The following is a 20,363-nucleotide window of genomic DNA, read 5'->3' as shown; positions in this document are numbered from 1 at the left end:
TTTTTGTTTATATAATTCGACTGCATATTCCCCATGCAGAAATTATTCCAATAATCATTCCTGTAAATACTTCCTTTTTTTTGTGTCCTTTAACTACTTTGATTTTTAAAGGTTCAATTTTAATTTTCAATTTTAATTTTTCTGACAGATCATTTAGATATTCTGCTTGAACTCCTGCCATGTATCTAACACCAAAAGAATCTCTTATTGTTATTAATGCGACAGCAAGAGCAATAACAAAGTTAGTGTTTATTCCTTCTGTTATTAATATTGATGTTGTAAGAGCTGTTACTGTTGAAGAATGACTACTGGGCATTCCGCCTGTTTCTAGAAAGATGCTTTTTAACAGATGTTTTGGACTTAGTTTAAGTTTTCTTGTTTTCATTACTTGAATAGCATATTTAATTATTTGTGCAACAATGCCTGAAACTAGACAAGACAAGAAAAGATCGTTTGTAAATAACTCTTTTATCATGATTTGATTACTCCGTTTATATTACGAACTGTTCATTTTGTATTATTGTATGTTCTTTTCCTGATTTGTCAATGCCAATAACGGTTATGTCTTTGCTGCCAATCATGAAGTCTGTATGGATTAAGGATACATTACATCCATATTCTAATTTTTTAGCATCGGTATTTAGTTGTTTCTCATTGCTTAGACAAGAGGGATATGCGTTACCTAATGCAATGTGGCAACTTGCGTTTTCATCGTATAGTATGCTGTAAAATGTGAGACCACTTTGATATATTGGAGAGTTGCTGTCTACTAGTGCAACTTCTCCTATATATTGTGCCTGTATATCAGTTTCTATATGTCTTTTTAGTATATTTCTTGAGTGTTCATTATCGCATCCAAAGTTAATTACCTTTCCTTCTCTGAATTCTATCCATATTCCGTTTATTAAATTTCCCATTAATATTACTGGGCGAGTGGCATACATGATGCCATTTGTTTTTTTATAGTTTGGAGTTGTAAAAACTTCTTGGGTAGGCATATTTGCATTAAATTCAATATCTGTTCCTTTTATCTTTTCACTTCCTCCTGTCCAGATAGAACTTTCTAAAAGGTATATTTCCAGATTTGTTTTTTGGTTTTTAAAGATTAATTTTTTTAACTTAAGTTTATTTAGACTTTTGCATCTTTGATGAAGCTTTTTTTCATGGTCTTCCCAAGCCTTTATTGGATTTTCTGAGTTGAGTAACATAATTTTTTTTTGAATTTCAAAAAATTCTTCCAATGTTTTTTGACTCTCAGGTTTATTTAAAACTTTTGCAGCCCATTTTGGTCCTGGAGCACAAATTATACACCATGATAATTCATTATTCATTACTGCACTTGAAACTTTTTTTGATGCTAGATTTAGTGCTTTAAAGTATTTTGATATTTTTTTACTGTCATTATTTTTGAGTAAGTCTAAATTTTCTGTGTTATCAATGCGTATTTTTGCCCATTTTTCATTTACCATTTCTTCAAAAAATTTATGCTTGAAATTTGGAATAAATTCTAAGAAATCCTCTTGTGATGATTCTAATCTTGTTTTTAAAATATCAATGTCTTCGATATTCAATTCTACATATTTTGCTCCATGTTCATAAGCTTTTTTTGCCAGAATTCTTAAAAATTCATAATTTTCAATTGCTCCTGTAATAAGTACGCATTGATTTTTTTGTAAATTAATTCCTTTTAATATGATGAGCTCTGCATATTTTATTAAGTCTTTTTCCATATTATGTATTATCCTATGTAGGAACTTCTAGAATATTATCATTAATGTAGTGTGCAACAGCCTCATTATCATTAGTGCCTATTACTTCTAAATACGATAACATTTTCTTTAGTCTATAATTTGCATTTCCCATTAATAATCCTTTTTTTACATTTTCTAGCATGTCAACATCATTAAAACCATCTCCGAATGCAATTGATTCATCTAGACCAATATTGATGCTTTTAAGCACATCTTTTAATGCACTTCCTTTTGAAACTTTGTTGCTAACAATTTCAAGTGAGTTTGGTGTTGATAAATAAACATTTATTTCTTTTCTATATTTTTCTAAAATGATTGCTTCGTACTTGATTAGCTGCGATTCTTCATCATGTAACAATAGTATTTTTGCTATATTGTTAAAATTTTTAATTTTTCTAAAGTTACTGACTTCATGGTAAGTTATACTGACGTCTTTTAACTCATTTGCTATATATTTATGTTTTTTGAATAATTCATGTTTTTTAAATATATCGTTAATGGCACTCTTAGTTATGTCATCAGCATAAAGTCTTTCATCTGAATCTTCGGATTTCTGTAAAAAATGTGGTATGTTTTTATATTTGTTTTCTCTGAGGTCTAAAATCTCATCCACAATTTTAGGATGTAGATCATAGCTGCTTATCAATTGCCATTTATTATTATATACTCTTGCTCCGTTTAATGTTATAAAGAATGAAACATGTGAGTTTAAGTCTTTTATGAGAGATATTATTTCATTTTTACTTCTTCCTGTTGCGATAATAAATTTTTTGTTTTCTTTTGTCAGGTTTTTTATTACAAGCTCACTAAAAGCCCCTATCTGACTTTTTGAAAGCAAAAGTGTTCCATCGAGATCAGAAATAACGGCTTTGATATTTTTCATATTTTTGTCCTTTGATTTTACTCTTAACCTTAATTATAGCAAATAAAAAAATTTTTAAATAAAGAAATTTTTTAAAATTGAATTATTTGTTATAATTAGGTGAAAATTGCTTTTTTCAGTTTAAGGAGCTTGCTTATATGCAGATCGGTACAAAAATATCATATTTGAGAAATTTGATGATGGAAAGCGGGGTATACGCATATTTGGTAACAAGTTATGATCCACATATGAGTGAATATTCTCATGCTAGATTTAATGTTCGTGAATTTATTACAGGGTTTACAGGAAGTACTGGAACAGTAATTGTTACAGAAACAGAGGCAGTACTTTTCACCGATGGTAGGTATTTTTTACAGGCATCAAGAGAGCTTGAAGGAACTGAATTTAAATTAATGAAGCTTGGGGTTAAGGGTTATCCAGATATTTTTGGTTATATAAATGCAAATCTTAAGGGATTAAGGCTTGGTATTTATGCTGAAGATATTAGTGTAAATTTTTATAATGATTTGGTTAAAAATTGTAGAAATACAGATATTGAGATCTTGCATGAAGATTTGATTTCTAAGATTTGGAAGGATAGGCCTAGTTTAAAAGGTCGAAAAATATTTGAACTAAGTAGGATTGAGAAAAATGATAAAAGAATAGATAAGATTAATAAAGTTCATGAAATATTAAAAGAAAAGAGGGTCGATTTTTGTATCATAAGCTCTTTGGATGAAATAGCTTGGCTTTTAAATTTAAGGGGTTTGGATATTGAGTCATCGGCTTTGTTTTATGCTTTTTTGTTTATTGCTAGAAGTGAAAGGCATAAAAATATTCTCTTTGTTAGTGTTGATAAACTTGATTCTAATTTAAAAGCAAGGCTTGAAATTGAAAGTTTTGAGATCGAAGATTATAGTAATTTTTATTCGTTTTTAGCAGAGATTAAGCATGAAGGGAAATTTTTTATATCAGTTGATAGTAATGTTAAGATATTGGAATCTATTGGAGCGTCAAATACAATACTTGGTAGAAGTATTGTTAATGAATTGAAGGCGATAAAGTCTGATTATGAGATTAGTAGTATGAAAGAAGCTCATGTTATTGATGCTGTGAGTTTGATCAAATTTTTATATAGATTTAAGAGTCTTAGTAGGGATGCGTTGTCTGAGTTAGATGAAGTTGATGTTGCTAATATGCTTTTGGATTTTAGATTGGCAAGAGAAGAGTTTTTTAGTTCCAGTTTTGGTTCGATAGTTGGGTTTAAAGAAAATGCAGCATTGCCTCATTATAGTCCTAAAAAAGGAGGAGCTAAAAGATTTGATGATAATGGATTGCTTTTAATAGATTCTGGAGGTTCTTATTTTGAGCTTGGTACAACAGATATCACAAGAACTATTTTAATTGGAGAGGCATCTTATGAAGAGAAGGAAGATTATACTTTGGTTCTTAAGTCTTTTATTGCTCTTGTATCTTTGAAATTTCCATTTGGGACTTCAGGTGCTTCTCTTGATGGTATTGCCCGATTTCCTTTGCTAAAGCAAGGATTGAATTTTGCCCATGGGACGGGCCATGGTGTGGGATTTTTTCTTAATGTGCATGAACTTCCTGTTTCTATTAGTCCTTTTTCTACTTATTCTTTTAAGGGTTCTGAAATTGTTTCAATTGAGCCTGGAATTTATCGAAATTCTAAATATGGAATTAGAATTGAGAATTTAGTTTGTGTAAAGCAAAGTTATTCAAATGAATTTGGAACTTTTTTAGAGTTTGAAAATTTAACTCTTGTGCCTTTTGAAAAAGAGTTAATAGTTGCTGAAATGCTTTCAAAAGATGAATTGCAATATGTTAATAGTTATCATGAATTTGTTTATTTTAGTTTGAAAGAATATCTTAGTGGTGATGAGTTGAAGTTTTTAGAGACATTAACTAGTAAAATATGAGATTTGTAAGCTTATTTATAATATTTATTGCATTCGGTTTTGTGTATTTATTTTCGCTTTCATCGAATATTATTTTCCAGGATTCTTATAAGCATGCTATGCATGAAGCCCAAAAGTTACATAAAAATGTTTTAATATTGGTTGGAAGAGATGTTAAAGATAATTTGATAAAGGATTTTTTAAATTCATTTGAGGATGATAGCCTTTTGAAGGCTATTTCTAAAAAAAATGTTTTTTTGATTATTGATGTGAATAATGAAATTTTTGGTGAAATTAATTTAAAAAGGAGTCCTGTTTTGTTTTTTGTTGATTCAAAGAGTGAACAAGTTAAGGCTGCATATATTGGTTCCATTAAGGATACTGTTCAGTATAATCAAGAGTTTTTAAATTATGCTTTAGGAGTTTCTAAATTAGATAATATTATTCATAAAAATAATGAAAGCAATAATTATGAAGTTAACACTTTTCATGACAAGGTTTTTTTTTATAAAACATTGGGTGGTCATTGGAGATTAAAAATGAATGGTCAAGACAAAAAACTTCTTCCTTCAAAAATAAAACTTAAGGAATTTTTAGTATTTAAGGATGAAAATGAAAAGAATTTTTATGCTTTTCCTAAATCTCTTAAGGGTAGTATTTATTTTTCAGAGGCAGATAATGAAGAATGGAAGCTTTTTGGGCAAATAAAGTCTTAATTTGAGGTTAAATTGTTTTGAGGAAATTTTATGAAAATGGTTTATTATCCTGATGATTTACTTAGGATAACTACAAAGTCAGTTTTAAATATTGATGATAAACTTAGGAATATTGCTTTTAAAATGTTAAATTTTATGGATGTTAATAATGGTGTTGGACTAGCGGCACCTCAAGTAGGTCTAGATTTATCTATTTTTGTGGTTAGAGAAAATGTGATGTCAAAACCTTTAATTTTTATTAATCCTTTAATAACAGAGACTTCTTTTGAACTTACTGTTTATAAGGAAGGTTGTTTGAGTATTCCTGGAGTTTATTATGATCTATTGAGACCAAAATCTATTGTAGTTGAGGCTTATGATGAGAATGGTAAGTTCTTTAAGATTGAAGATTCAAACTTGTTAGCTAGGATTATTCAACATGAGATGGATCATTTAAAAGGAGTGCTTTTTATTGACTATTATGAGGATAAGCTTAAAAACAAGCTGTTGAAGTCTTATAGAAAATAAGGAGGATTGTTAAGGCTTGAGAATTGTTTTTGCAAGTTCTGACGGTATTGCTTTAGAACTTTTAAGGAAAGTTTCAGATCAGTATAATGTAGTTGGTGTGTTAACTGTACCTGATAAGCCTAGTGGTCGTGGTCTTTCTTTAAGAGTTAATGAGATCAAGATTGAAGCTGTTAAAAGGGATATTACGGTTTTAGATCCTTTGGTGCTTAGTATTAATGTTATAGAAGAGGTTAAGAAATTACAACCTGATCTTATGTTGGTTTTTTCTTATGGAAAAATATTTAGACAAGAATTTCTGGATATTTTTCCAATGGGTTGTATTAATGTTCATCCCTCTCTTTTGCCAAAATATAGGGGTCCTTCTCCTATCCAAACTGCTATTTTAAATGGTGATAATATTGGTGGTATTAGTGTTCAAAAAATGGTTTTGGAGATGGATAGTGGGAATATTTTGTCACAGAGTCAGTTTGAAATAAAAAGCTTTAATACAAGTGCTGATATTTTTAGATATGTTTCTTTGAATAGCTTTAATCTTGTTGTGGAAGCTTTAGGTAAAATAGAGAAAGGAAGTATTGGAATAGTTCAAGATTCAAGGCACGCAACATATTGTTCTTTTTTTAATAAGCATTATAGAGCCCTTGATTTTAATTTGAGTGCTTTTGAGATTAAGAGTAGGATTAATGCTTGTAATCCTTGGCCGCTTGCAAGAGCTAAGCTTGGTAAAGATGAAATTATTTTTCATAGGGCTGATTTTTTAAGTACTAATGATCATAGTGAGCAAGCAATAGGAGCAATTATTTCCTTTGATCCTAATAGAGGTTTTTTGGTAAAGACGGGAGATGGAATTTTATTGTTATTAGAGCTTCAAAGAGCTGGGAGAAACGTTTTGGATTGTAAATCCTTTTATAATGGAAGTAGTAACTTAATAGGTAGAATTTTTTCTTAAAAGCTTAAATATAAGGAGATGATATGGTATTGGGTGATAACAGGCCAGGTGGTAAATTATCTTTAGATGGTCAAAATTTAAGTAATAGTAATAATTTATACGAAGGTAATGCAAATTTTGATAGAGTAATCTTTACTTTGCCCAAGTATATAGCTAAGGGTTTAATACTTACTATTTTTGGTTCTTTGATTATTTCGTTTTCAATATTTTTTATATTTTTAAAGGGCAGTGATCTTGTTGTTGTTCCAAATCTTAGTGAATTTTATCTTGAAGATGCGATTGCTGAGCTTCAAAATAAAGAACTTGTTCCTTATGTTGAGCTTAAATTTTCGTCAACTTCTTTTGATAAAGGAAAGGTAATAGATCAAAATCCTAAAGCAGGTACTGTTTTAAGACTTGATAGTAAGGTTAAGATCTTTGTTAGTAAAGGAGCTGTAGTCAATAAGATTGATAATTTTATTGGGAAAAATATTGATGATGTGCTTATTAATTTAAAGGCTAATTTAAGTAGCAATAATAGGATGCTTTATCATTTATTAAGGCCCATTGAAGTTGAAAGTACCCTTCCAAAGGGGATAATAATTCAGCAGGAACCTTCTCCAGATACTAAGATTGCAGGCTTAGTTGATCTTCAATTTTTGGTAAGCAAGGGTTTGGTAGACAATAAGATTAAATATTTGAAAAATTATGTTGGGCTTTATTATAAAGATGCTATTATTTCTCTTTTAAATGATGAAATTAATTTTGATGTGAATTTGTCGTCAACCGGAAGTGATTTTGGAATTGTTGTTTCCCAGTCTTTGACTCCAGGAAGTAAGTTTGAAAATATAGATAATTTGATAATTACTATTAATGAACCAAAAAATAATGATTTAGGTGTTTTTGGAATTTTGACTTATAAATTGGATATTTATCCATCCAGTGTAGATATAATGGTTAAGGTAAAGGATTCCGGTGGAAATAGTTCTTTGCTTTATTCTTTTAGATCTAAGGGAGGACTTATTAAATTGCCTTATGATGCATTAAAAGGTTCTATAATTGAACTTTATATTTATAATAAACTTGTAAATCAAACAGTAGTAAACTAAGTGTCAAATTATGTAAACAATAGTGCTTGTTGATGTTAATTTGTTTTTATGCTTACAAATGTAGAACATGATGGTATTAAATTGAAATATATCTTATTGAAGGAAGTTATAGATGATTTTAACAAATATTATTGGTTATTCATTTTTGATGTGATGATAGTAGATGCTACTATTGTAGCTGTTTCTGTTCTTAAAATATTTGATGAAATGTTGTAAGCATTAAAATTATGTTCTTTGATTAAATTTATTTCTTTTGTTATAAGTCCTCTCTCTGGTCCGATAATGACAACAATAGAATTCTTTGTTTTTACATTGAGGTCAACTAATTTGTTCTTGCTTTCTCTTTCAAGTAATATTCTTTTTGCCTCAGATCCTTCATCTTTTATTCTTTCTAGAACTTCTGTTATATTGTTAAGAATTTTGACTTTTGGTATGTAGGTAATGCCACCTTGCATAGCACCTTCTATTAGATATTTTTCATATTCTTTTTCTTTAAAAAGTTTGGAGCATGAATATGATTTTTCGCTAAGTAGAGCATTAAAAAAAATAAGTTCAGATATTCCAATACTTCCAAGGTGTGTGATTATTCTTTTTGCTGCAATTGGTCTTACTAAACCAACTATTACTTTTAACTTTTTTAGCTTATTTGATTTTGCTATTTTATGATTTTTTTTAAAAAAAAGTTTGATATCTTTTTGGTATATGCATGAATAAATATGTTCTTCTCCAATAATGCCAAATTTAAATGTTTTGTTATTTTTAAGTTTTAATATCTCAGTAATGTGTTTTACTCTTAAGTCATTAAGCATTATGCCATTTTTGAATTCATCTGGGTTGATTAATATCAAGTTCATTTCTATATCTCTCTAATTCCTTATTAATTATATTTTATTTATGTTATAATTAAAAATCGACTAGTTCAGGAGAAAATATGGTAGTTAGTTTAACTAAGCAGGAATTTATTGATAGGGTTTTTGATTATCAAAACAATAAAGAATGGAGCTTTAAGGGAGGTAAACCTGCAGTGATTGATTTTTATGCTGATTGGTGTGGTCCATGTAAAATGCTTGTTCCGATTTATGATGAGCTTTCAAAAGAATATGGAGATAAAATTGATTTTTACAAAGTAAATACTGATAAGGAGCATGAAATTTCTATGGCACTTGGTGTTCAAAGTCTGCCTACTATTCTTTTTATTCCTATTGGAGAAAAGCCAAAAGTTTCTGTTGGTTTTATTCAAAAAGATTCTTTTGAAGAGACAATGAAAGATTTGTTTAAAATTTAGTATTTTTAAGAGATTTTAATAAAAAGATTAAAATCTTGTCTGTTTATATAATATTCTTTTTAAGTTATAATTATTCTAGGATATAGTGAATTGGCAAAACAAGATTTAAACTTATGGACAGAGGGTGTTAAATTTAAGCATTTGGATGCTTATTATAATTTTATTTTATCTGTTCTGGGTTTTCTTTGCATTAAAGAATATGAGATTGCTGTTGTCCTTTGTAACAATACGTACATTCAAAAGTTAAATAGTAAATTTAGAAAAAAATTTGAACCTACTGATGTTCTTTCTTTTAGTTATCTTGAGGAAAGTGGGCGGATAAGTCATAAAATACAAGGTGATCTTATAATATCTCTTGAATACTTAGAGTTTAATTCTTTAGAATTTAATGTTGAAATCTACGATGAGCTTCAAAGAACTACTATCCATGGTATTTTGCATTTAATAGGATATACTCATGAAACAAACGACTTTCAAAGTGAAGAGATGTTAATTATTCAAGAAAAAGTTTTAAGAGAAATCGGAAAGGTATTTTGATGTTCAAGTTTTTGAATTTTAAAAATAAAAAAATAAAAGTTGGTGAGTGTAAAGATATTGAGGGCAAGTCAAGATTTGAGACTTCTTTGCTGAAAAATTTTAATTCTCTTAAGGAAACAATTGTGAAAGAAATTATGATTCCAAGAATAAGTGTAGTTTTTGTTGATTATTCTGGAAGCAAGGATGAGATTTTAAGGGTTGTAACATCTAGTAATCATTCAAGATTTCCCGTTTATAGGGAAACAATAGATGATATTATTGGAATAATTCATACAAAAGACATACTTTTCCATATGTGTAAAAGAGATTTTTATGACATAGATCTAAAAGATATTATGCGAAAAGTTATGTTCGTTCCTGAGAGTAAAAAGATTGATTCACTTTTAAAAGAGTTTCAAGAGAGTCATATTCATATTGCTATTGTGGTTGATGAATATGGCGGGGTTTCAGGACTTGTTACACTTGAAGATATTCTTGAAGAAATTGTGGGGGATATTCAGGACGAATTTGATAATGAGCTAGATGAAATAGTGCCTCTTGATGATGGAAGTTATCTTTGTACTGCTAGAGTTTTGATTGAAGATTTAAATGAGGCGCTTGGATTAAGTCTTCCAGATGGGGACTTTGATACTCTTGGGGGGTTTGTTTACGATTTATTTGGAAGAATTCCTTTAAAAAATGAAAAGATAGAATATAATAATTTAACGTTTACTATTAAGAATATGCATCAGAGAAACATTAAAGTAATAAAAATTTCCCAGAAGGAAGGTTTATGAATTTAAGGAGATTTTTAGCAATATTGTTGGTTTTCAATTTAAATTTTGGTAGTTTAATAGGTGCTACTACAACTGCAATCGAATATTATCAAAAAGCACAAACATATTATCTTATGCAAAAGTATTATGATGCTATCGATGAGCTTCTTGAAGCTGTGAAGATTAATCCTAATTATTATGAAGCATATAAATTTATTGCAAAAATTTATTATTTATTGAAGATATATAATCAGGCTCAATTTTTCATAGAGAAAGCCTATAAAATGTCAAATGGTGATACCGAATATAAGATTCTTTATGCAAATATCTTGCTTAAGAATAATGGGATAGAACAGGCTAAAAAATTTTATTCGGAAGTTCTTTCTACTCAAAAAAATAATATTGATGCTTTGGTGGGACTTGCTACAATCTTTGAGGAAGAAGGTTTACTTGTCGCAGCTGCTAATTATTATCTATCTATTCTTGAGTATGATCAATCGAATTATAATGCATTTGAGCATCTTATGAATATTTATGAGAAATTAAATATGAATAATAAGGCTCAGTATTTAATAAACAAAGTTAGAAGCAATTTTATTTCTTTTCCAAGTTTTCATAAAAAGGTAACAGAATTTTCTATTAAGACTAATAGTTTAGGGGTTGCTGAGAAATATGCTCAAAATTACTTAATGTTAGTGAAAACTACTTATAAAGACCTTGGACTTGTTGATGCTTACCGTTTACTTGCTCTTGTTTATTTGTATCAGTCTAAATATGAAGATGCTTCTGCTGCTCTTCAAAAGGCACTATTTGTTGATCAAGATTCTGCTGAGCTTTATTATTTGCTTGGTTATTCTTATTTGAAGCTTGGGGAAGTTAGTAAAGCTGTTTTAAACTTGGAAAGGGCCAAGGATATGAAAAAGGACTTAGAGTTTTATAATATAGCTCTTGAGGAAAGCTTTTTTGTTTCTAATTTTAGGAGTTCTCTTCAAAAAAGTATTGGTACTAACATCGAGATTTCTAAGAGATATGAAAATGAGGGAGTTAAGGCTTTTAAGAATTTGAGTTTAGATAGGGCAATATTTAATGTAAAGAATGCTATTGATATTTATCCTGATAATGATAGTGCTAGGTTTTTACTTGCGAAAATCTATAAGTTTATGAAGTTGGATATGATGGCTTATGAGGAACTTTATTATTTAGTAGAGCAGAGGAAGAGCACAGATACTAAGATTTTGGATTTTTATGATATAGTTGCATTTGATATTCGAAGTTCTTTGTTTTTTAGATATGGTTATAAGACCATTAGTGATTTAAACAAGCTTTATGATAATCAAACAGTTTATAAGATAGGTATTTTTACTCAAAATGAGAACAAAGTTTTTGGTGCAAATGATCTGATTTTAAGATATGCTGAGCGGATACTCGATCGAGATCTAAATATGGAAGTAGTTAATTATAGGTTTGATTATGATAAAAATAAGGATTATTTGGTAAGTAGTTTTTCTGAAGAATTCTCTTATGCAAGAAATAATAATCTTGATTTATTTTTAATGTTCGATCTTGATGTAGATGTTTTTAAAAATTCAGCTAGTTTAAAGGTAGATGTTTTTTCAGGTAAAACGGGAGTTAAGGTTCAAACTTTTAACTATAATTCTGCAGGAGTTCTATATTTAAGCGATATTTTAACTTCTTTTTATAAGGATTTTAATGATTATTTACCTAAAAGGGGACAAATACTTAAGATTAATAAAGATGATGTTCTGATGAACCTTGGTCATTTAAATGATGTAAAGAGAGGTGACATCTTTTTAGTTCTTAAAGAGGGGGCTTTAAAGTATAATAGTGATAGTTCTAGTTTTATTAGCTATAGTAAGTCAGATATTCTTGGTGAAATTTTTGTTGAAGAGGTTGGCGATTACATTTCCAGGGGGATTTTAAGATCGCCTGCTCTTTTAAGAGATTATATTCAAGAAGGGTATACCGTTTTTATAAAAAAATAGTTTGACACTTGTAATGAATTAATTTATTATTTAATAATTCTAGTATCTAATAAAAAATAGACGGAGGATTTGTATGAAGCTAGCTATTAATGGCTTTGGGCGTATAGGTAGAAATGTTTTTAAAATTGCTTTTGAGAGAGGAATTGAAGTTGTTGCAATAAATGACTTAACAAATCCTAAGACACTTGCTCATCTTTTAAAGTATGATTCAACTTTTGGGATATACAATAAAAAAGTTGAATCAAGAGATGGAGCAATTATAGTGGATGGTAAAGAGATAAAGATTATTGCTGAACGAGATCCAAAAAATCTTCCTTGGGGAAAATTTGGAGTTGATGTTGTAATTGAATCAACAGGTGTTTTTTCATTAGCAACAAGTGATAGAGGTGGGTATCTTGATCATGTTGATCATGCCGGTGCTAAGAAAGTAATTTTAACAGTTCCTGCTAAGGATGATATTAAGACAATCGTACTTGGTGTGAATGAGCATGAGATTACTTCTGATTTGAAAGCTGTTTCTAATGCTTCATGCACAACAAATTGTCTTGCACCTCTTGCAAAAGTGTTGCATGAAACTTTTGGTATTGAACAAGGACTTATGACTACTGTTCATGCTTATACAAATGATCAAAGAATACTTGATCTTCCACATGTTGATCTTAGACGAGCAAGAGCTGGGGCTCTTTCAATTATTCCTACTTCCACAGGTGCTGCTAAAGCTGTTGGGCTTGTTTTACCTGAACTTAAGGGTAAGCTTAATGGTACTTCTATGAGAGTTCCTGTACCAACAGGTTCTATTGTTGATCTTACAGTACAACTTAAGAAAAAAGATGTTACAAAAGAGGAGATCAATTCTGCGCTTAAGAAGGCATCAGAGTCTAGAGAACTTAGTGGTATTTTAGGATATACAGAGGATCCAATAGTATCTTCAGATATTAAGGGAAATTCTCATTCTTCAATAGTTGATAGTCTTGAGACAATGGTGTTATTAAACGGTTTTGCAAAAGTGCTTTCATGGTATGATAATGAATTTGGATATTCTACAAGAGTAGTCGATCTTGCACAGAAATTAATTAAATAAGGTATAAGAATAATCTTGAGGTAATCATAAATGTCAATAAAAACGATGAAAGATTTTGACTTTTTAGGCAAGCGTGCTTTAGTAAGATGTGATTTTAATGTTCCCTTAAAAGATGGGAATATTACTGATGATACTAGAATTAGGGCTGCGTTACCCACAATAGAGTATCTTAAGTCTCAAGGAGCCAGGGTTGTTCTTATGAGTCATTTGGGTAGGCCAAAAGGAGAGAAAAATCTTAAATATTCTCTTATGCCTGTTGCTAAAAGACTATCAGAACTATTAGAGCAGGATGTTAAGATGCTTCCTGATTGCATAGGTGATGAAGTATCTTCTGTTGTTTCTTGTATGAAGAATGGAGAGGTTGTTTTACTTGAAAACATAAGATTTTATAAGTCAGAAGAGGAAAATTGTGATGTTTTTGCAAAAGAATTATCACAAAATGGTGATGTTTTTATAAATGATGCTTTTGGAACTGCTCACAGGGCACATGCTTCTACAGTTGGGATTGCAGCTTATTTGCCAGCTGTTGGTGGATTTTTAATGGAAAAGGAAAATGAGTTTTTGGGTAGAATTTTAAAGAATCCTGAAAAGCCGTTTGTTTCAATAATTGGTGGTTCAAAAGTTTCTTCAAAAATTGCAGTATTGGAGTCTCTTTTGTCAAAATCAGATGTAATGGTAATTGGTGGAGGAATGGCATATACCTTTTTAAAAGTAGAGGGGCATTTTATTGGGAAATCTCTTTTAGAAAATGGATATATTGATGTCGCTGCTTCTTTTTTGAAGAAGGCAAAGGAATTAGATGTAGAAATTATTTTGCCTATTGATCATGTTGTTGCAAGTGAGTTTAAGGAAGATTCTATTCCTGAGTATATTGGTTCTGTTGACATTCCCAATTATAAGATTGGAATGGATATTGGTGAAAAAACTTTAAGAAAAATTGAGGAATCTCTTGTTCGTGCAAAAACTGTGATTTGGAATGGTCCTCTTGGAGTTTTTGAGTTTGATTCTTTTTCTAAGGGTACAGCAAAGGTTGCAGAATATGTGGCAAGTTGTTCTGGTATTACAGTCGTTGGTGGAGGAGATTCAGTAGCTGCTGTTAATAAGTTTAATTTATCTGAAAAGATAACCCATGTTTCAACAGGGGGTGGTGCTTCTCTTGAATATCTTGAGGGGAAAATTTTACCGGGTATAAAAGTGTTGGAGAAGTGAAATGAGAAAGATATTTTTAGCGGGAAACTGGAAGATGCACTATACAAGTGTAGAAGCTGCAAGTGTTGCTAAACAAGTTGTAAGCGGAGTGCGAAATATTAAGGATGATATTGTAATTATGATAACTCCTGCATTTACATCTCTTTGTAAAGTTTGTAAAGTCACTAAAGGAAGTAATGTTTTTATTGGCGCTCAAAATATGTCTTATGAGAATAGTGGGGCAAGAACAGGTGAAATTTCACCTTCTATGCTTTTGGAATTTGGGGTTGATTATGTAATACTTGGTCACTCTGAATGTAGGGCTTATCTTGGAGATACTGATGAGGTGATAAATAAAAAAATTCTGGCAGGTCTTAGACATCCATTTAAATATTTGATTCTTTGTGTTGGGGAAAGTCTTGAAGAGAGAGAACATAATAAAACATTGGATGTTGTTTTAAATCAGGTTAGAAGGGGATTGATTTCTGTGCCTGAATCTGATCTTAATAGAATAATTTTGGCTTACGAGCCTGTGTGGGCAATTGGAACTGGGAAAACAGCAACAAAAGAAGAGGCACAGGAAGTTCATAAAGCAATTAGGCTTGAGATTAAATCATTATATTCAAAGTCAGCAGCAGATAATATTATTATTCAGTATGGTGGTTCTGTAAATATTGATAATGTGAAAGGCCTTGTGGGAGAAAATGACATTGATGGAGCATTGATTGGTGGTGCATCTTTAAAGGTTGATTCATTTTTGAATATAATTAATAAGGTAGCCAAATAGAGAGGTTTATTTTGGAATTGTTTAGATTTTTAACGTTTGTGTTTTTTATTATTACTTCGTTTGTGATTATTTTATTATTATTATTTCAAGATGAACAAAGTGATAGTATTGGAGGAGTGTTTGGAGGTGGAAGTTCTTCTATTTTTGGTTCAAAATCTTCAAGTATTGCCGTAGGAATTACGGCATTCTTCATTACACTTTTTTTTATTTTTGTTATTGTATTGTCTTTTATTAATACCAAGAGAGTTGATGACAATTTGTTAAAGGATGTAAAGGCAAATGAGAAAACTTCAACGTTTTGGGATGATGTAGAACAAGATAAAGATACTGTTAATGAAAAGACTTTAGATGAAGAAAAATAGTTAATCATTTAAGTTACCTATACTTGTATTATTTAATATTAGCCAGGTTATTTTATTGGAAGTCTATTGGAATTTTATTATGTTCTTTTAGATATTTTAAAGTTTGACTAAAGTGATTTGCTCCCAAGAAGCCATTATTTGCAGAATAAGGAGATGGATGGCTTGTTTCAAGAATTAAATGTTTTGATGCGTCTATTAATGCTTTTTTTCCTTTTGCAAAATTGCCCCATAGCATAAACACAATATTATTTAGGTTTTTTGAAATAGTTTTTATTACTTCATTTGTAAAAATTTCCCAACCGATGTCTTTGTGAGACGAGGGATGACCTTCTTCTACTGTTAATATTGAATTTAATAAAAATACTCCTTGTATTGCCCATCTTGTTAAGTCCCCATTTGGTATAGTTTTTATTTTTAAGCTTCTTTCTATTTCCTTGAAAATATTTTGTAGTGATGGAGGTATTTTGATGTCTGGATTGACAGAAAAAGCTAGCCCATTAGCTTGTCTTTTTCCGTGATATGGATCTTGTCCAAGTATTACCACTTTTATATCTTTGAATTGCAAAGAATCAAATGCATTGAATATTAGTTTTGGAGGTGGAAATATTCTTCCCTTTTTTGTTTTATATTCATTTTTTATGAAACTCACAAGTCTTTTAAAATATCCTTTACAAAATTCGCCTTTTAAAATTTTTTTCCAAGATTCTTCTATTTTTACTTCCATCCTTAAATTATATAGGAAATGATTTATTTTTGAACATTTTAATTTGATTTTATTTTTTTTTATCTAAACTTGTATTTTATGAATAGTGATATATTGAAGAGAATAGAAATTTTGTCTGAGTTTATTACGAAGCAAAGGAGGGATAGGATAGATGAAGTGTTAAGTAATCGTACTAATTATTTGACACTTGTGCTTGAAGATATTTTTCAACCTCAAAATGCAAGTGCTGCAATTCGTACAATTGAAATTTTAGGGCTTAGTAATATTCATATTATTGAGACCAATAATAAATATATTTTAAATCCAGATGTTGTTCTTGGGGCTTCAAAATGGATAGATATAGTTAAATATACATGTGTTCGAGCTGCATTTGATAATCTAAGAGATAATGGGTATAGAATAGTAGCTACATCTTTAAATAATCAGTCTGTATCTCTTGAAGATTTTCCAATTGATAATAAAATGGCAATATTTTTTGGAACGGAATTAACAGGACTTAGTCATGAGGTTTTAGAAAATGCTGATTTGCATTTAAAAATACCAATGTATGGCTTTACTCAAAGCTATAATATCTCTGTATCTGTTGCTATAGTCTTTTATTCGTTGATTAGTCGTTTAAGAAAGGGTTCCATTAGATATTTGTTAAATGAAGATGAGAAATTGGGATTAAAACTTGATTATTATAGGAAAGCTGTAAATAGAGCTCTGAGTATTGAAAAATTTAAGCTTTCCTAATTTCTTTGGTTTTCATAGTATTTAGGAAATAATAGATTAGGGTATCAATTGTCATTATTATAATGGTAAAAATCCATGAGCTTTCTATCATATTAATGTTATTGTCAGGGTATAATTGTGAGATTGCATACATTGAGATGTTAGCTAATATATAAGCTATACATGAAGCAAATAACCTTGACAGATTGTGATTGATCAATTTATTTCCTATGTTGTTCTTTTTTAGTATAGAATATATTTTGATATTAACATAACTACATAAAAATATAATGTATGTTCCAGTAAAAATTATTGAAATATAAGAAGCATTGTAAAACAATACTTTTAGGTGTATGTTAGAAGTGTCAAATTCATTTTGTTGAAAATATAATGTAAAGTGCATCATTATTACAAAAGTTATATGCATGAGCATGTTTAATGTTGCAGATTTTATGGCTAATTTATCATTGTATTTCTCTGTAAGCAGGTTTAATGAACAAAGAATTGAGAGAAATGTTGTTCCTGATAGGCTAATTCTTTGTTCAAATATTAATATTCTCTTTAAAATAATAAGGTTTGAAATTATTGTCATCATGATGTTAAAACAAAAAAGTCCTGACCTTTCAAATAGATAATATAATAATATTAATTGTAAATATACAAATATCACTAGGGTTATCCATAAAACCATGTCTATCATATTCTGATTATAATAGATTACTAAATAATAGTTAAGCAGATATTTTTGTTATGCTAAATTTTTTTGTTTTGGGATATATATTTTGCAATGTAGATGAATGGAGTTCCTAGAATTCCAGCAAGTCCTTTAATGATGTATGTAGAAATTACTATATCTAAATAAGCTTCTTGTGGAAATACATTGAAATATGTTGCAATATTTACAAAAATTATTGTATCCATTAGCTCACTTACAAGTGTTGAACCATTACTTCTTATGAATAGGAATTTTGGGAATTTATTTTTAATAAGATCGTATAAGTATATATCATTTAGTTGAGACATTATGTATGCGATAATTGATGCAAGCAATAAAATTGGAATTGAAGAGAAAATGCTCTCTAAGCTTTTTAGATATATATCCGAATTATTTGTTGAAAAATAAAGTTGAATATTGGTAATGAATGCAAAAGATATGAAGCTAATGAATCCAATATATATTGCTTTTTTTGAGATTTCTCGACCGTAAAGTTCTGATAAAATATCTGTTGCAACATATGATGATGCGTAAATAATATTGCCAAGAGTGGCATTAAATCCAAATATTGTTATTTGCTTTAAAACTTGAATGTTTGCAATAATTACAGATGATGTTACCCATGCGAATAATCCTTTTCGCCCAAAAAGCTTGTATATTATGATTAAAATTGAATAGATACAGATTAACAAAGTGCACCATAAAATTTCGTTGCTCAAAAAACTTCCTTATTTCATTTGTAATTTATTATATTATGATGATTATTATAAGCTTTTAAATTTTGTTTTGCAAATTGGATTATTTTGCCTTTTTAGATATATTTGTGTTATACTTTTTTATTAAAGTATGATAATTTAGAGGGGGATGTTTTGGATTTGACTAAAAATTGAGTAGCATAAGTTGCAGGCAGAGTGAATCTCTTAAAACTTCTTTAATAAATGCAAAAAATAATAACTTTACAAGTTCAAATCTTGTAATGGCTGCTTAAGTTAGCAGAGAGTTTTGTTGAATTTTGCTTTGAGGTTCAGTTTATACTCTTTCAAAATATCAAAGCTTGCTTGAAAGTATTTCAAGTTAACTTTCAGGGACTTTTAAACTTGAGAGTAATTAGGTGGTTTGCTAGCTTTTCCAGGCCTTGTTACTTAAAATAAATACTAGCTAAGCTTGTAGACGCTTGTGATATTGTTTTTAGGACGCGGGTTCAATTCCCGCCATCTCCATTATTATTTTAATTATTAAAAAAAACATTACCTAGAAAGCGTCCTATCGGAATCGAACCGACATCATTAGCTTGGAAGGCTAAGGTAATAAGCCATTATACGAAGGACGCGTAAATGACAAAGTTGATTTTATAAAAAATACACTATTATGTCAATTGATTTTATTATTAATTTTAGATAGTATTTTTTACTTAGCAAGTATAATTATGTTTTCTTTTGTGTGAGTTGATATAATATAACATAGGCTTTTTGTGTGGAGGACTTAATGGGCGAAAGAGGGGAAGTGTATTCTGATAAATTATTTACAAATTCTGATAGAACTTATTTTTTTAATGTTAAAGAAAATAGGAAAGGGGATTATTTTTTAAATATTGTAGAGAGTAAGAGGAATATGAATGGAGATTTTGAAAGACATTCAGTTTTTGTTTATGAAGAAAATATTGAGGAGTTTGAATCAAATTTATTAAGGGCAATTTCTGTTATTAAGAAAAAAATTTCTCAAAATTCAGTTTCAAGAAAAGAATATCATAATGATTTTGATCGTCATAATGAAAATGTTAAAGGCGACAATCTTAATTTTGACAGGAATGATCTTTTATCAGGAAAACCTAGAGATAGAGATAATTAAAATTATATTTAAATGAGTTGAAAACTCTTTCTATGAAGGCTTAAGATTCCATATTTTTTTATAGCATCTTTATGTTCTTTTGTTGGATATCCTTTGTTTTTTTTAAGTGCATATAGGGGATAAAGTTTATCGTATTCATCCATCAATTTATCTCTTTTGACTTTTGCAATAATTGATGCTGCTTTTATCTCATTAATTATGGAATCTCCTTTAATTATTGCTTGGATTTTTTTAGCTTTTATTTTTGGAATAAATTTTCCGTCTACAAGTATTAAATTACATTCTATGCTTAACTTTTCATATGCAGTTTGCATTGCAAGAAGTGAGGCATGATGAATGTTAATTTTATCAATGATTTCGTTAGAAACTTCTGCAAATGCGTAATATGAGTTTTCAAGTATTAATGATGATAGGTATTCTCTTTTTGCTTTCTTAAGCTTTTTTGAGTCATCTAGTTCATTTAAGAAATTTGGTTTCCCTTTGAAAATGACAGCTGCACTTAGAACAGGTCCAAATATGCAACCTCGTCCAACTTCATCAATTCCACAAATCATAACTATTGATTATAATATAAA

The 20,363-nt window shown here is 29.4% G+C and carries 24 protein-coding genes, 1 tRNA gene and 1 other RNA gene; 17 read left to right on the top strand and 9 right to left on the bottom strand.

Going from position 1 to position 20,363, the window contains the following annotated elements:
* Nucleotides 1-7 precede the first annotated feature (7 nt).
* Genes K5Q05_RS00340 through K5Q05_RS00330 form a run of 3 tightly spaced genes read right to left on the bottom strand, consistent with a single transcriptional unit; the run spans nucleotide 8 to nucleotide 2,634 of the window.
* Nucleotides 8-475: a divergent PAP2 family protein gene (locus K5Q05_RS00340; RefSeq protein WP_025444037.1), complete on the bottom strand. Its 468-nt coding sequence runs from the start codon at nucleotides 473-475 to the stop codon at nucleotides 8-10.
* Between the two features lie 16 nt (nucleotides 476-491).
* Nucleotides 492-1,730: an aminopeptidase gene (locus K5Q05_RS00335; RefSeq protein WP_025444038.1), complete on the bottom strand. Its 1,239-nt coding sequence runs from the start codon at nucleotides 1,728-1,730 to the stop codon at nucleotides 492-494.
* 13 nt (nucleotides 1,731-1,743) lie between these two features.
* A complete protein-coding gene (locus tag K5Q05_RS00330; protein WP_025444039.1) occupies nucleotides 1,744-2,634 on the bottom strand; it encodes a Cof-type HAD-IIB family hydrolase in 891 nt (296 codons plus the stop codon).
* Nucleotides 2,635-2,771: 137 nt separating this feature from the next.
* Here K5Q05_RS00330 and K5Q05_RS00325 point away from each other — a divergent pair, with 137 nt between their 5' ends.
* Genes K5Q05_RS00325 through K5Q05_RS00305 form a run of 5 tightly spaced genes read left to right on the top strand, consistent with a single transcriptional unit; the run spans nucleotide 2,772 to nucleotide 7,789 of the window.
* Nucleotides 2,772-4,553 carry an aminopeptidase P family protein gene (locus K5Q05_RS00325; RefSeq protein ID WP_025444040.1) on the top strand — a complete coding sequence of 594 codons (1,782 nt, stop codon included), beginning with the start codon at nucleotides 2,772-2,774 and terminating at the stop codon, nucleotides 4,551-4,553.
* The gene (locus K5Q05_RS00320; RefSeq protein WP_025444041.1) at nucleotides 4,550-5,248 is read left to right on the top strand and encodes a hypothetical protein; all 699 of its coding nucleotides are present in this window, start codon (nucleotides 4,550-4,552) and stop codon (nucleotides 5,246-5,248) included. The genes K5Q05_RS00325 and K5Q05_RS00320 overlap by 4 nt, the downstream gene beginning before the upstream one ends.
* A 30-nt stretch (nucleotides 5,249-5,278) precedes the next feature.
* Nucleotides 5,279-5,755: a peptide deformylase gene (gene def / locus K5Q05_RS00315; protein WP_025444042.1), complete on the top strand. Its 477-nt coding sequence runs from the start codon at nucleotides 5,279-5,281 to the stop codon at nucleotides 5,753-5,755.
* A gap of 16 nt (nucleotides 5,756-5,771) precedes the next feature.
* Nucleotides 5,772-6,701 carry a methionyl-tRNA formyltransferase gene (fmt, locus tag K5Q05_RS00310; RefSeq protein WP_025444043.1) on the top strand — a complete coding sequence of 310 codons (930 nt, stop codon included), beginning with the start codon at nucleotides 5,772-5,774 and terminating at the stop codon, nucleotides 6,699-6,701.
* Nucleotides 6,702-6,724: 23 nt separating this feature from the next.
* Nucleotides 6,725-7,789: a PASTA domain-containing protein gene (locus tag K5Q05_RS00305; RefSeq protein WP_051480308.1), complete on the top strand. Its 1,065-nt coding sequence runs from the start codon at nucleotides 6,725-6,727 to the stop codon at nucleotides 7,787-7,789.
* 128 nt (nucleotides 7,790-7,917) lie between these two features.
* Here K5Q05_RS00305 and K5Q05_RS00300 read toward each other — a convergent pair whose 3' ends face one another.
* Nucleotides 7,918-8,643 carry a 16S rRNA (uracil(1498)-N(3))-methyltransferase gene (locus K5Q05_RS00300; protein ID WP_025444045.1) on the bottom strand — a complete coding sequence of 242 codons (726 nt, stop codon included), beginning with the start codon at nucleotides 8,641-8,643 and terminating at the stop codon, nucleotides 7,918-7,920.
* A 77-nt stretch (nucleotides 8,644-8,720) separates the two neighbouring features.
* Here K5Q05_RS00300 and trxA point away from each other — a divergent pair, with 77 nt between their 5' ends.
* The 8 genes from trxA to secG all read left to right on the top strand — a co-directional run bounded on the left by trxA (nucleotide 8,721) and on the right by secG (nucleotide 15,787).
* Complete coding sequence (gene trxA / locus K5Q05_RS00295) at nucleotides 8,721-9,074, top strand: thioredoxin (RefSeq protein ID WP_025444046.1); 354 nt, start codon at nucleotides 8,721-8,723, stop codon at nucleotides 9,072-9,074.
* Between the two features lie 90 nt (nucleotides 9,075-9,164).
* Nucleotides 9,165-9,611: an rRNA maturation RNase YbeY gene (gene ybeY / locus K5Q05_RS00290; RefSeq protein WP_025444047.1), complete on the top strand. Its 447-nt coding sequence runs from the start codon at nucleotides 9,165-9,167 to the stop codon at nucleotides 9,609-9,611.
* Nucleotides 9,611-10,387, top strand: coding sequence for a hemolysin family protein (locus tag K5Q05_RS00285; protein ID WP_025444048.1), 777 nt, complete (start codon nucleotides 9,611-9,613; stop codon nucleotides 10,385-10,387). Before ybeY ends, K5Q05_RS00285 begins: the two co-directional genes overlap by 1 nt.
* A complete protein-coding gene (locus K5Q05_RS00280; protein ID WP_025444049.1) occupies nucleotides 10,384-12,369 on the top strand; it encodes a tetratricopeptide repeat protein in 1,986 nt (661 codons plus the stop codon). Before K5Q05_RS00285 ends, K5Q05_RS00280 begins: the two co-directional genes overlap by 4 nt.
* A gap of 73 nt (nucleotides 12,370-12,442) precedes the next feature.
* Complete coding sequence (gene gap, locus K5Q05_RS00275) at nucleotides 12,443-13,450, top strand: type I glyceraldehyde-3-phosphate dehydrogenase (RefSeq protein ID WP_025444050.1); 1,008 nt, start codon at nucleotides 12,443-12,445, stop codon at nucleotides 13,448-13,450.
* A gap of 30 nt (nucleotides 13,451-13,480) precedes the next feature.
* Entirely contained in the window at nucleotides 13,481-14,659 is a 1,179-nt protein-coding gene (locus K5Q05_RS00270) for a phosphoglycerate kinase (RefSeq protein ID WP_025444051.1), read from the top strand.
* Nucleotide 14,660: 1 nt separating this feature from the next.
* On the top strand, nucleotides 14,661-15,425 hold the full coding sequence (gene tpiA / locus K5Q05_RS00265; protein WP_025444052.1) for a triose-phosphate isomerase: 765 nt from the start codon (nucleotides 14,661-14,663) through the stop codon (nucleotides 15,423-15,425).
* Nucleotides 15,426-15,436: 11 nt separating this feature from the next.
* Nucleotides 15,437-15,787: a preprotein translocase subunit SecG gene (secG, locus tag K5Q05_RS00260; protein ID WP_025444053.1), complete on the top strand. Its 351-nt coding sequence runs from the start codon at nucleotides 15,437-15,439 to the stop codon at nucleotides 15,785-15,787.
* Nucleotides 15,788-15,839: 52 nt separating this feature from the next.
* Here the strand turns inward: secG and ung are convergent, their stop codons facing one another.
* Nucleotides 15,840-16,511, bottom strand: coding sequence for a uracil-DNA glycosylase (gene ung / locus K5Q05_RS00255; RefSeq protein WP_025444054.1), 672 nt, complete (start codon nucleotides 16,509-16,511; stop codon nucleotides 15,840-15,842).
* Between the two features lie 78 nt (nucleotides 16,512-16,589).
* On the opposite strand from ung, the gene K5Q05_RS00250 reads away from it, so the two are divergent.
* Nucleotides 16,590-17,246: a TrmH family RNA methyltransferase gene (locus K5Q05_RS00250; protein ID WP_025444055.1), complete on the top strand. Its 657-nt coding sequence runs from the start codon at nucleotides 16,590-16,592 to the stop codon at nucleotides 17,244-17,246.
* Here K5Q05_RS00250 and K5Q05_RS00245 read toward each other — a convergent pair.
* A complete protein-coding gene (locus tag K5Q05_RS00245; protein ID WP_255315130.1) occupies nucleotides 17,233-17,712 on the bottom strand; it encodes a VUT family protein in 480 nt (159 codons plus the stop codon). The two genes, K5Q05_RS00250 and K5Q05_RS00245, sit on opposite strands and share 14 nt — an antisense overlap.
* On the opposite strand from K5Q05_RS00245, the gene K5Q05_RS04240 reads away from it, so the two are divergent.
* Nucleotides 17,657-17,860 carry a hypothetical protein gene (locus K5Q05_RS04240; protein WP_051480309.1) on the top strand — a complete coding sequence of 68 codons (204 nt, stop codon included), beginning with the start codon at nucleotides 17,657-17,659 and terminating at the stop codon, nucleotides 17,858-17,860. The genes K5Q05_RS00245 and K5Q05_RS04240 overlap by 56 nt on opposite strands.
* Before the next feature lie 118 nt (nucleotides 17,861-17,978).
* On the opposite strand, the gene K5Q05_RS00240 is transcribed toward K5Q05_RS04240, so the two are convergent.
* Entirely contained in the window at nucleotides 17,979-18,659 is a 681-nt protein-coding gene (locus K5Q05_RS00240) for a queuosine precursor transporter (protein WP_025444057.1), read from the bottom strand.
* Between the two features lie 141 nt (nucleotides 18,660-18,800).
* Here K5Q05_RS00240 and ssrA point away from each other — a divergent pair.
* Nucleotides 18,801-19,163, top strand: a transfer-messenger RNA (tmRNA) gene (gene ssrA / locus K5Q05_RS00235).
* Nucleotides 19,164-19,197: 34 nt separating this feature from the next.
* Here the strand turns inward: ssrA and K5Q05_RS00230 are convergent.
* Nucleotides 19,198-19,270 (bottom strand) — tRNA-Gly (locus K5Q05_RS00230).
* A 155-nt stretch (nucleotides 19,271-19,425) separates the two neighbouring features.
* On the opposite strand from K5Q05_RS00230, the gene K5Q05_RS00225 reads away from it, so the two are divergent.
* Nucleotides 19,426-19,788, top strand: coding sequence for a DUF3276 family protein (locus tag K5Q05_RS00225; RefSeq protein WP_025444058.1), 363 nt, complete (start codon nucleotides 19,426-19,428; stop codon nucleotides 19,786-19,788).
* A gap of 8 nt (nucleotides 19,789-19,796) precedes the next feature.
* Here the strand turns inward: K5Q05_RS00225 and K5Q05_RS00220 are convergent, their stop codons facing one another.
* Entirely contained in the window at nucleotides 19,797-20,342 is a 546-nt protein-coding gene (locus K5Q05_RS00220; RefSeq protein ID WP_025444059.1) for a ribonuclease HII, read from the bottom strand.
* Nucleotides 20,343-20,363: the final 21 nt, after the last annotated feature.

Source organism: Borrelia miyamotoi, assembly GCF_019668505.1.
Taxonomy (GTDB): Bacteria; Spirochaetota; Spirochaetia; order Borreliales; family Borreliaceae; genus Borrelia; species Borrelia miyamotoi.
The sequence above is the reverse complement of the archived record's forward strand: the minus strand, read 5'-3'. Positions and strand labels throughout refer to the sequence as shown.

Bases quoted from the DNA above. Each gene is read 5' to 3' on its own strand.
- trxA (WP_025444046.1), top strand. From the start codon at position 8,721: ATGGTAGTTAGTTTAACTAAGCAGGAATTTATTGATAGGGTTTTTGAT.
- def (WP_025444042.1), top strand. From the start codon at position 5,279: ATGAAAATGGTTTATTATCCTGATGATTTACTTAGGATAACTACAAAG.
- K5Q05_RS00270 (WP_025444051.1), top strand. From the start codon at position 13,481: ATGTCAATAAAAACGATGAAAGATTTTGACTTTTTAGGCAAGCGTGCT.
- K5Q05_RS00300 (WP_025444045.1), bottom strand. From the start codon at position 8,643: ATGAACTTGATATTAATCAACCCAGATGAATTCAAAAATGGCATAATG.
- K5Q05_RS00220 (WP_025444059.1), bottom strand. From the start codon at position 20,342: ATGATTTGTGGAATTGATGAAGTTGGACGAGGTTGCATATTTGGACCT.
- K5Q05_RS00330 (WP_025444039.1), bottom strand. From the start codon at position 2,634: ATGAAAAATATCAAAGCCGTTATTTCTGATCTCGATGGAACACTTTTG.
- K5Q05_RS00225 (WP_025444058.1), top strand. From the start codon at position 19,426: ATGGGCGAAAGAGGGGAAGTGTATTCTGATAAATTATTTACAAATTCT.
- K5Q05_RS00280 (WP_025444049.1), top strand. From the start codon at position 10,384: ATGAATTTAAGGAGATTTTTAGCAATATTGTTGGTTTTCAATTTAAAT.
- tpiA (WP_025444052.1), top strand. From the start codon at position 14,661: ATGAGAAAGATATTTTTAGCGGGAAACTGGAAGATGCACTATACAAGT.
- K5Q05_RS00335 (WP_025444038.1), bottom strand. From the start codon at position 1,730: ATGGAAAAAGACTTAATAAAATATGCAGAGCTCATCATATTAAAAGGA.
- K5Q05_RS00305 (WP_051480308.1), top strand. From the start codon at position 6,725: ATGGTATTGGGTGATAACAGGCCAGGTGGTAAATTATCTTTAGATGGT.
- K5Q05_RS00285 (WP_025444048.1), top strand. From the start codon at position 9,611: ATGTTCAAGTTTTTGAATTTTAAAAATAAAAAAATAAAAGTTGGTGAG.
- K5Q05_RS00320 (WP_025444041.1), top strand. From the start codon at position 4,550: ATGAGATTTGTAAGCTTATTTATAATATTTATTGCATTCGGTTTTGTG.
- K5Q05_RS00340 (WP_025444037.1), bottom strand. From the start codon at position 475: ATGATAAAAGAGTTATTTACAAACGATCTTTTCTTGTCTTGTCTAGTT.
- K5Q05_RS00250 (WP_025444055.1), top strand. From the start codon at position 16,590: ATGAATAGTGATATATTGAAGAGAATAGAAATTTTGTCTGAGTTTATT.
- ung (WP_025444054.1), bottom strand. From the start codon at position 16,511: ATGGAAGTAAAAATAGAAGAATCTTGGAAAAAAATTTTAAAAGGCGAA.
- gap (WP_025444050.1), top strand. From the start codon at position 12,443: ATGAAGCTAGCTATTAATGGCTTTGGGCGTATAGGTAGAAATGTTTTT.
- K5Q05_RS00325 (WP_025444040.1), top strand. From the start codon at position 2,772: ATGCAGATCGGTACAAAAATATCATATTTGAGAAATTTGATGATGGAA.
- K5Q05_RS04240 (WP_051480309.1), top strand. From the start codon at position 17,657: ATGTTTAATGTTGCAGATTTTATGGCTAATTTATCATTGTATTTCTCT.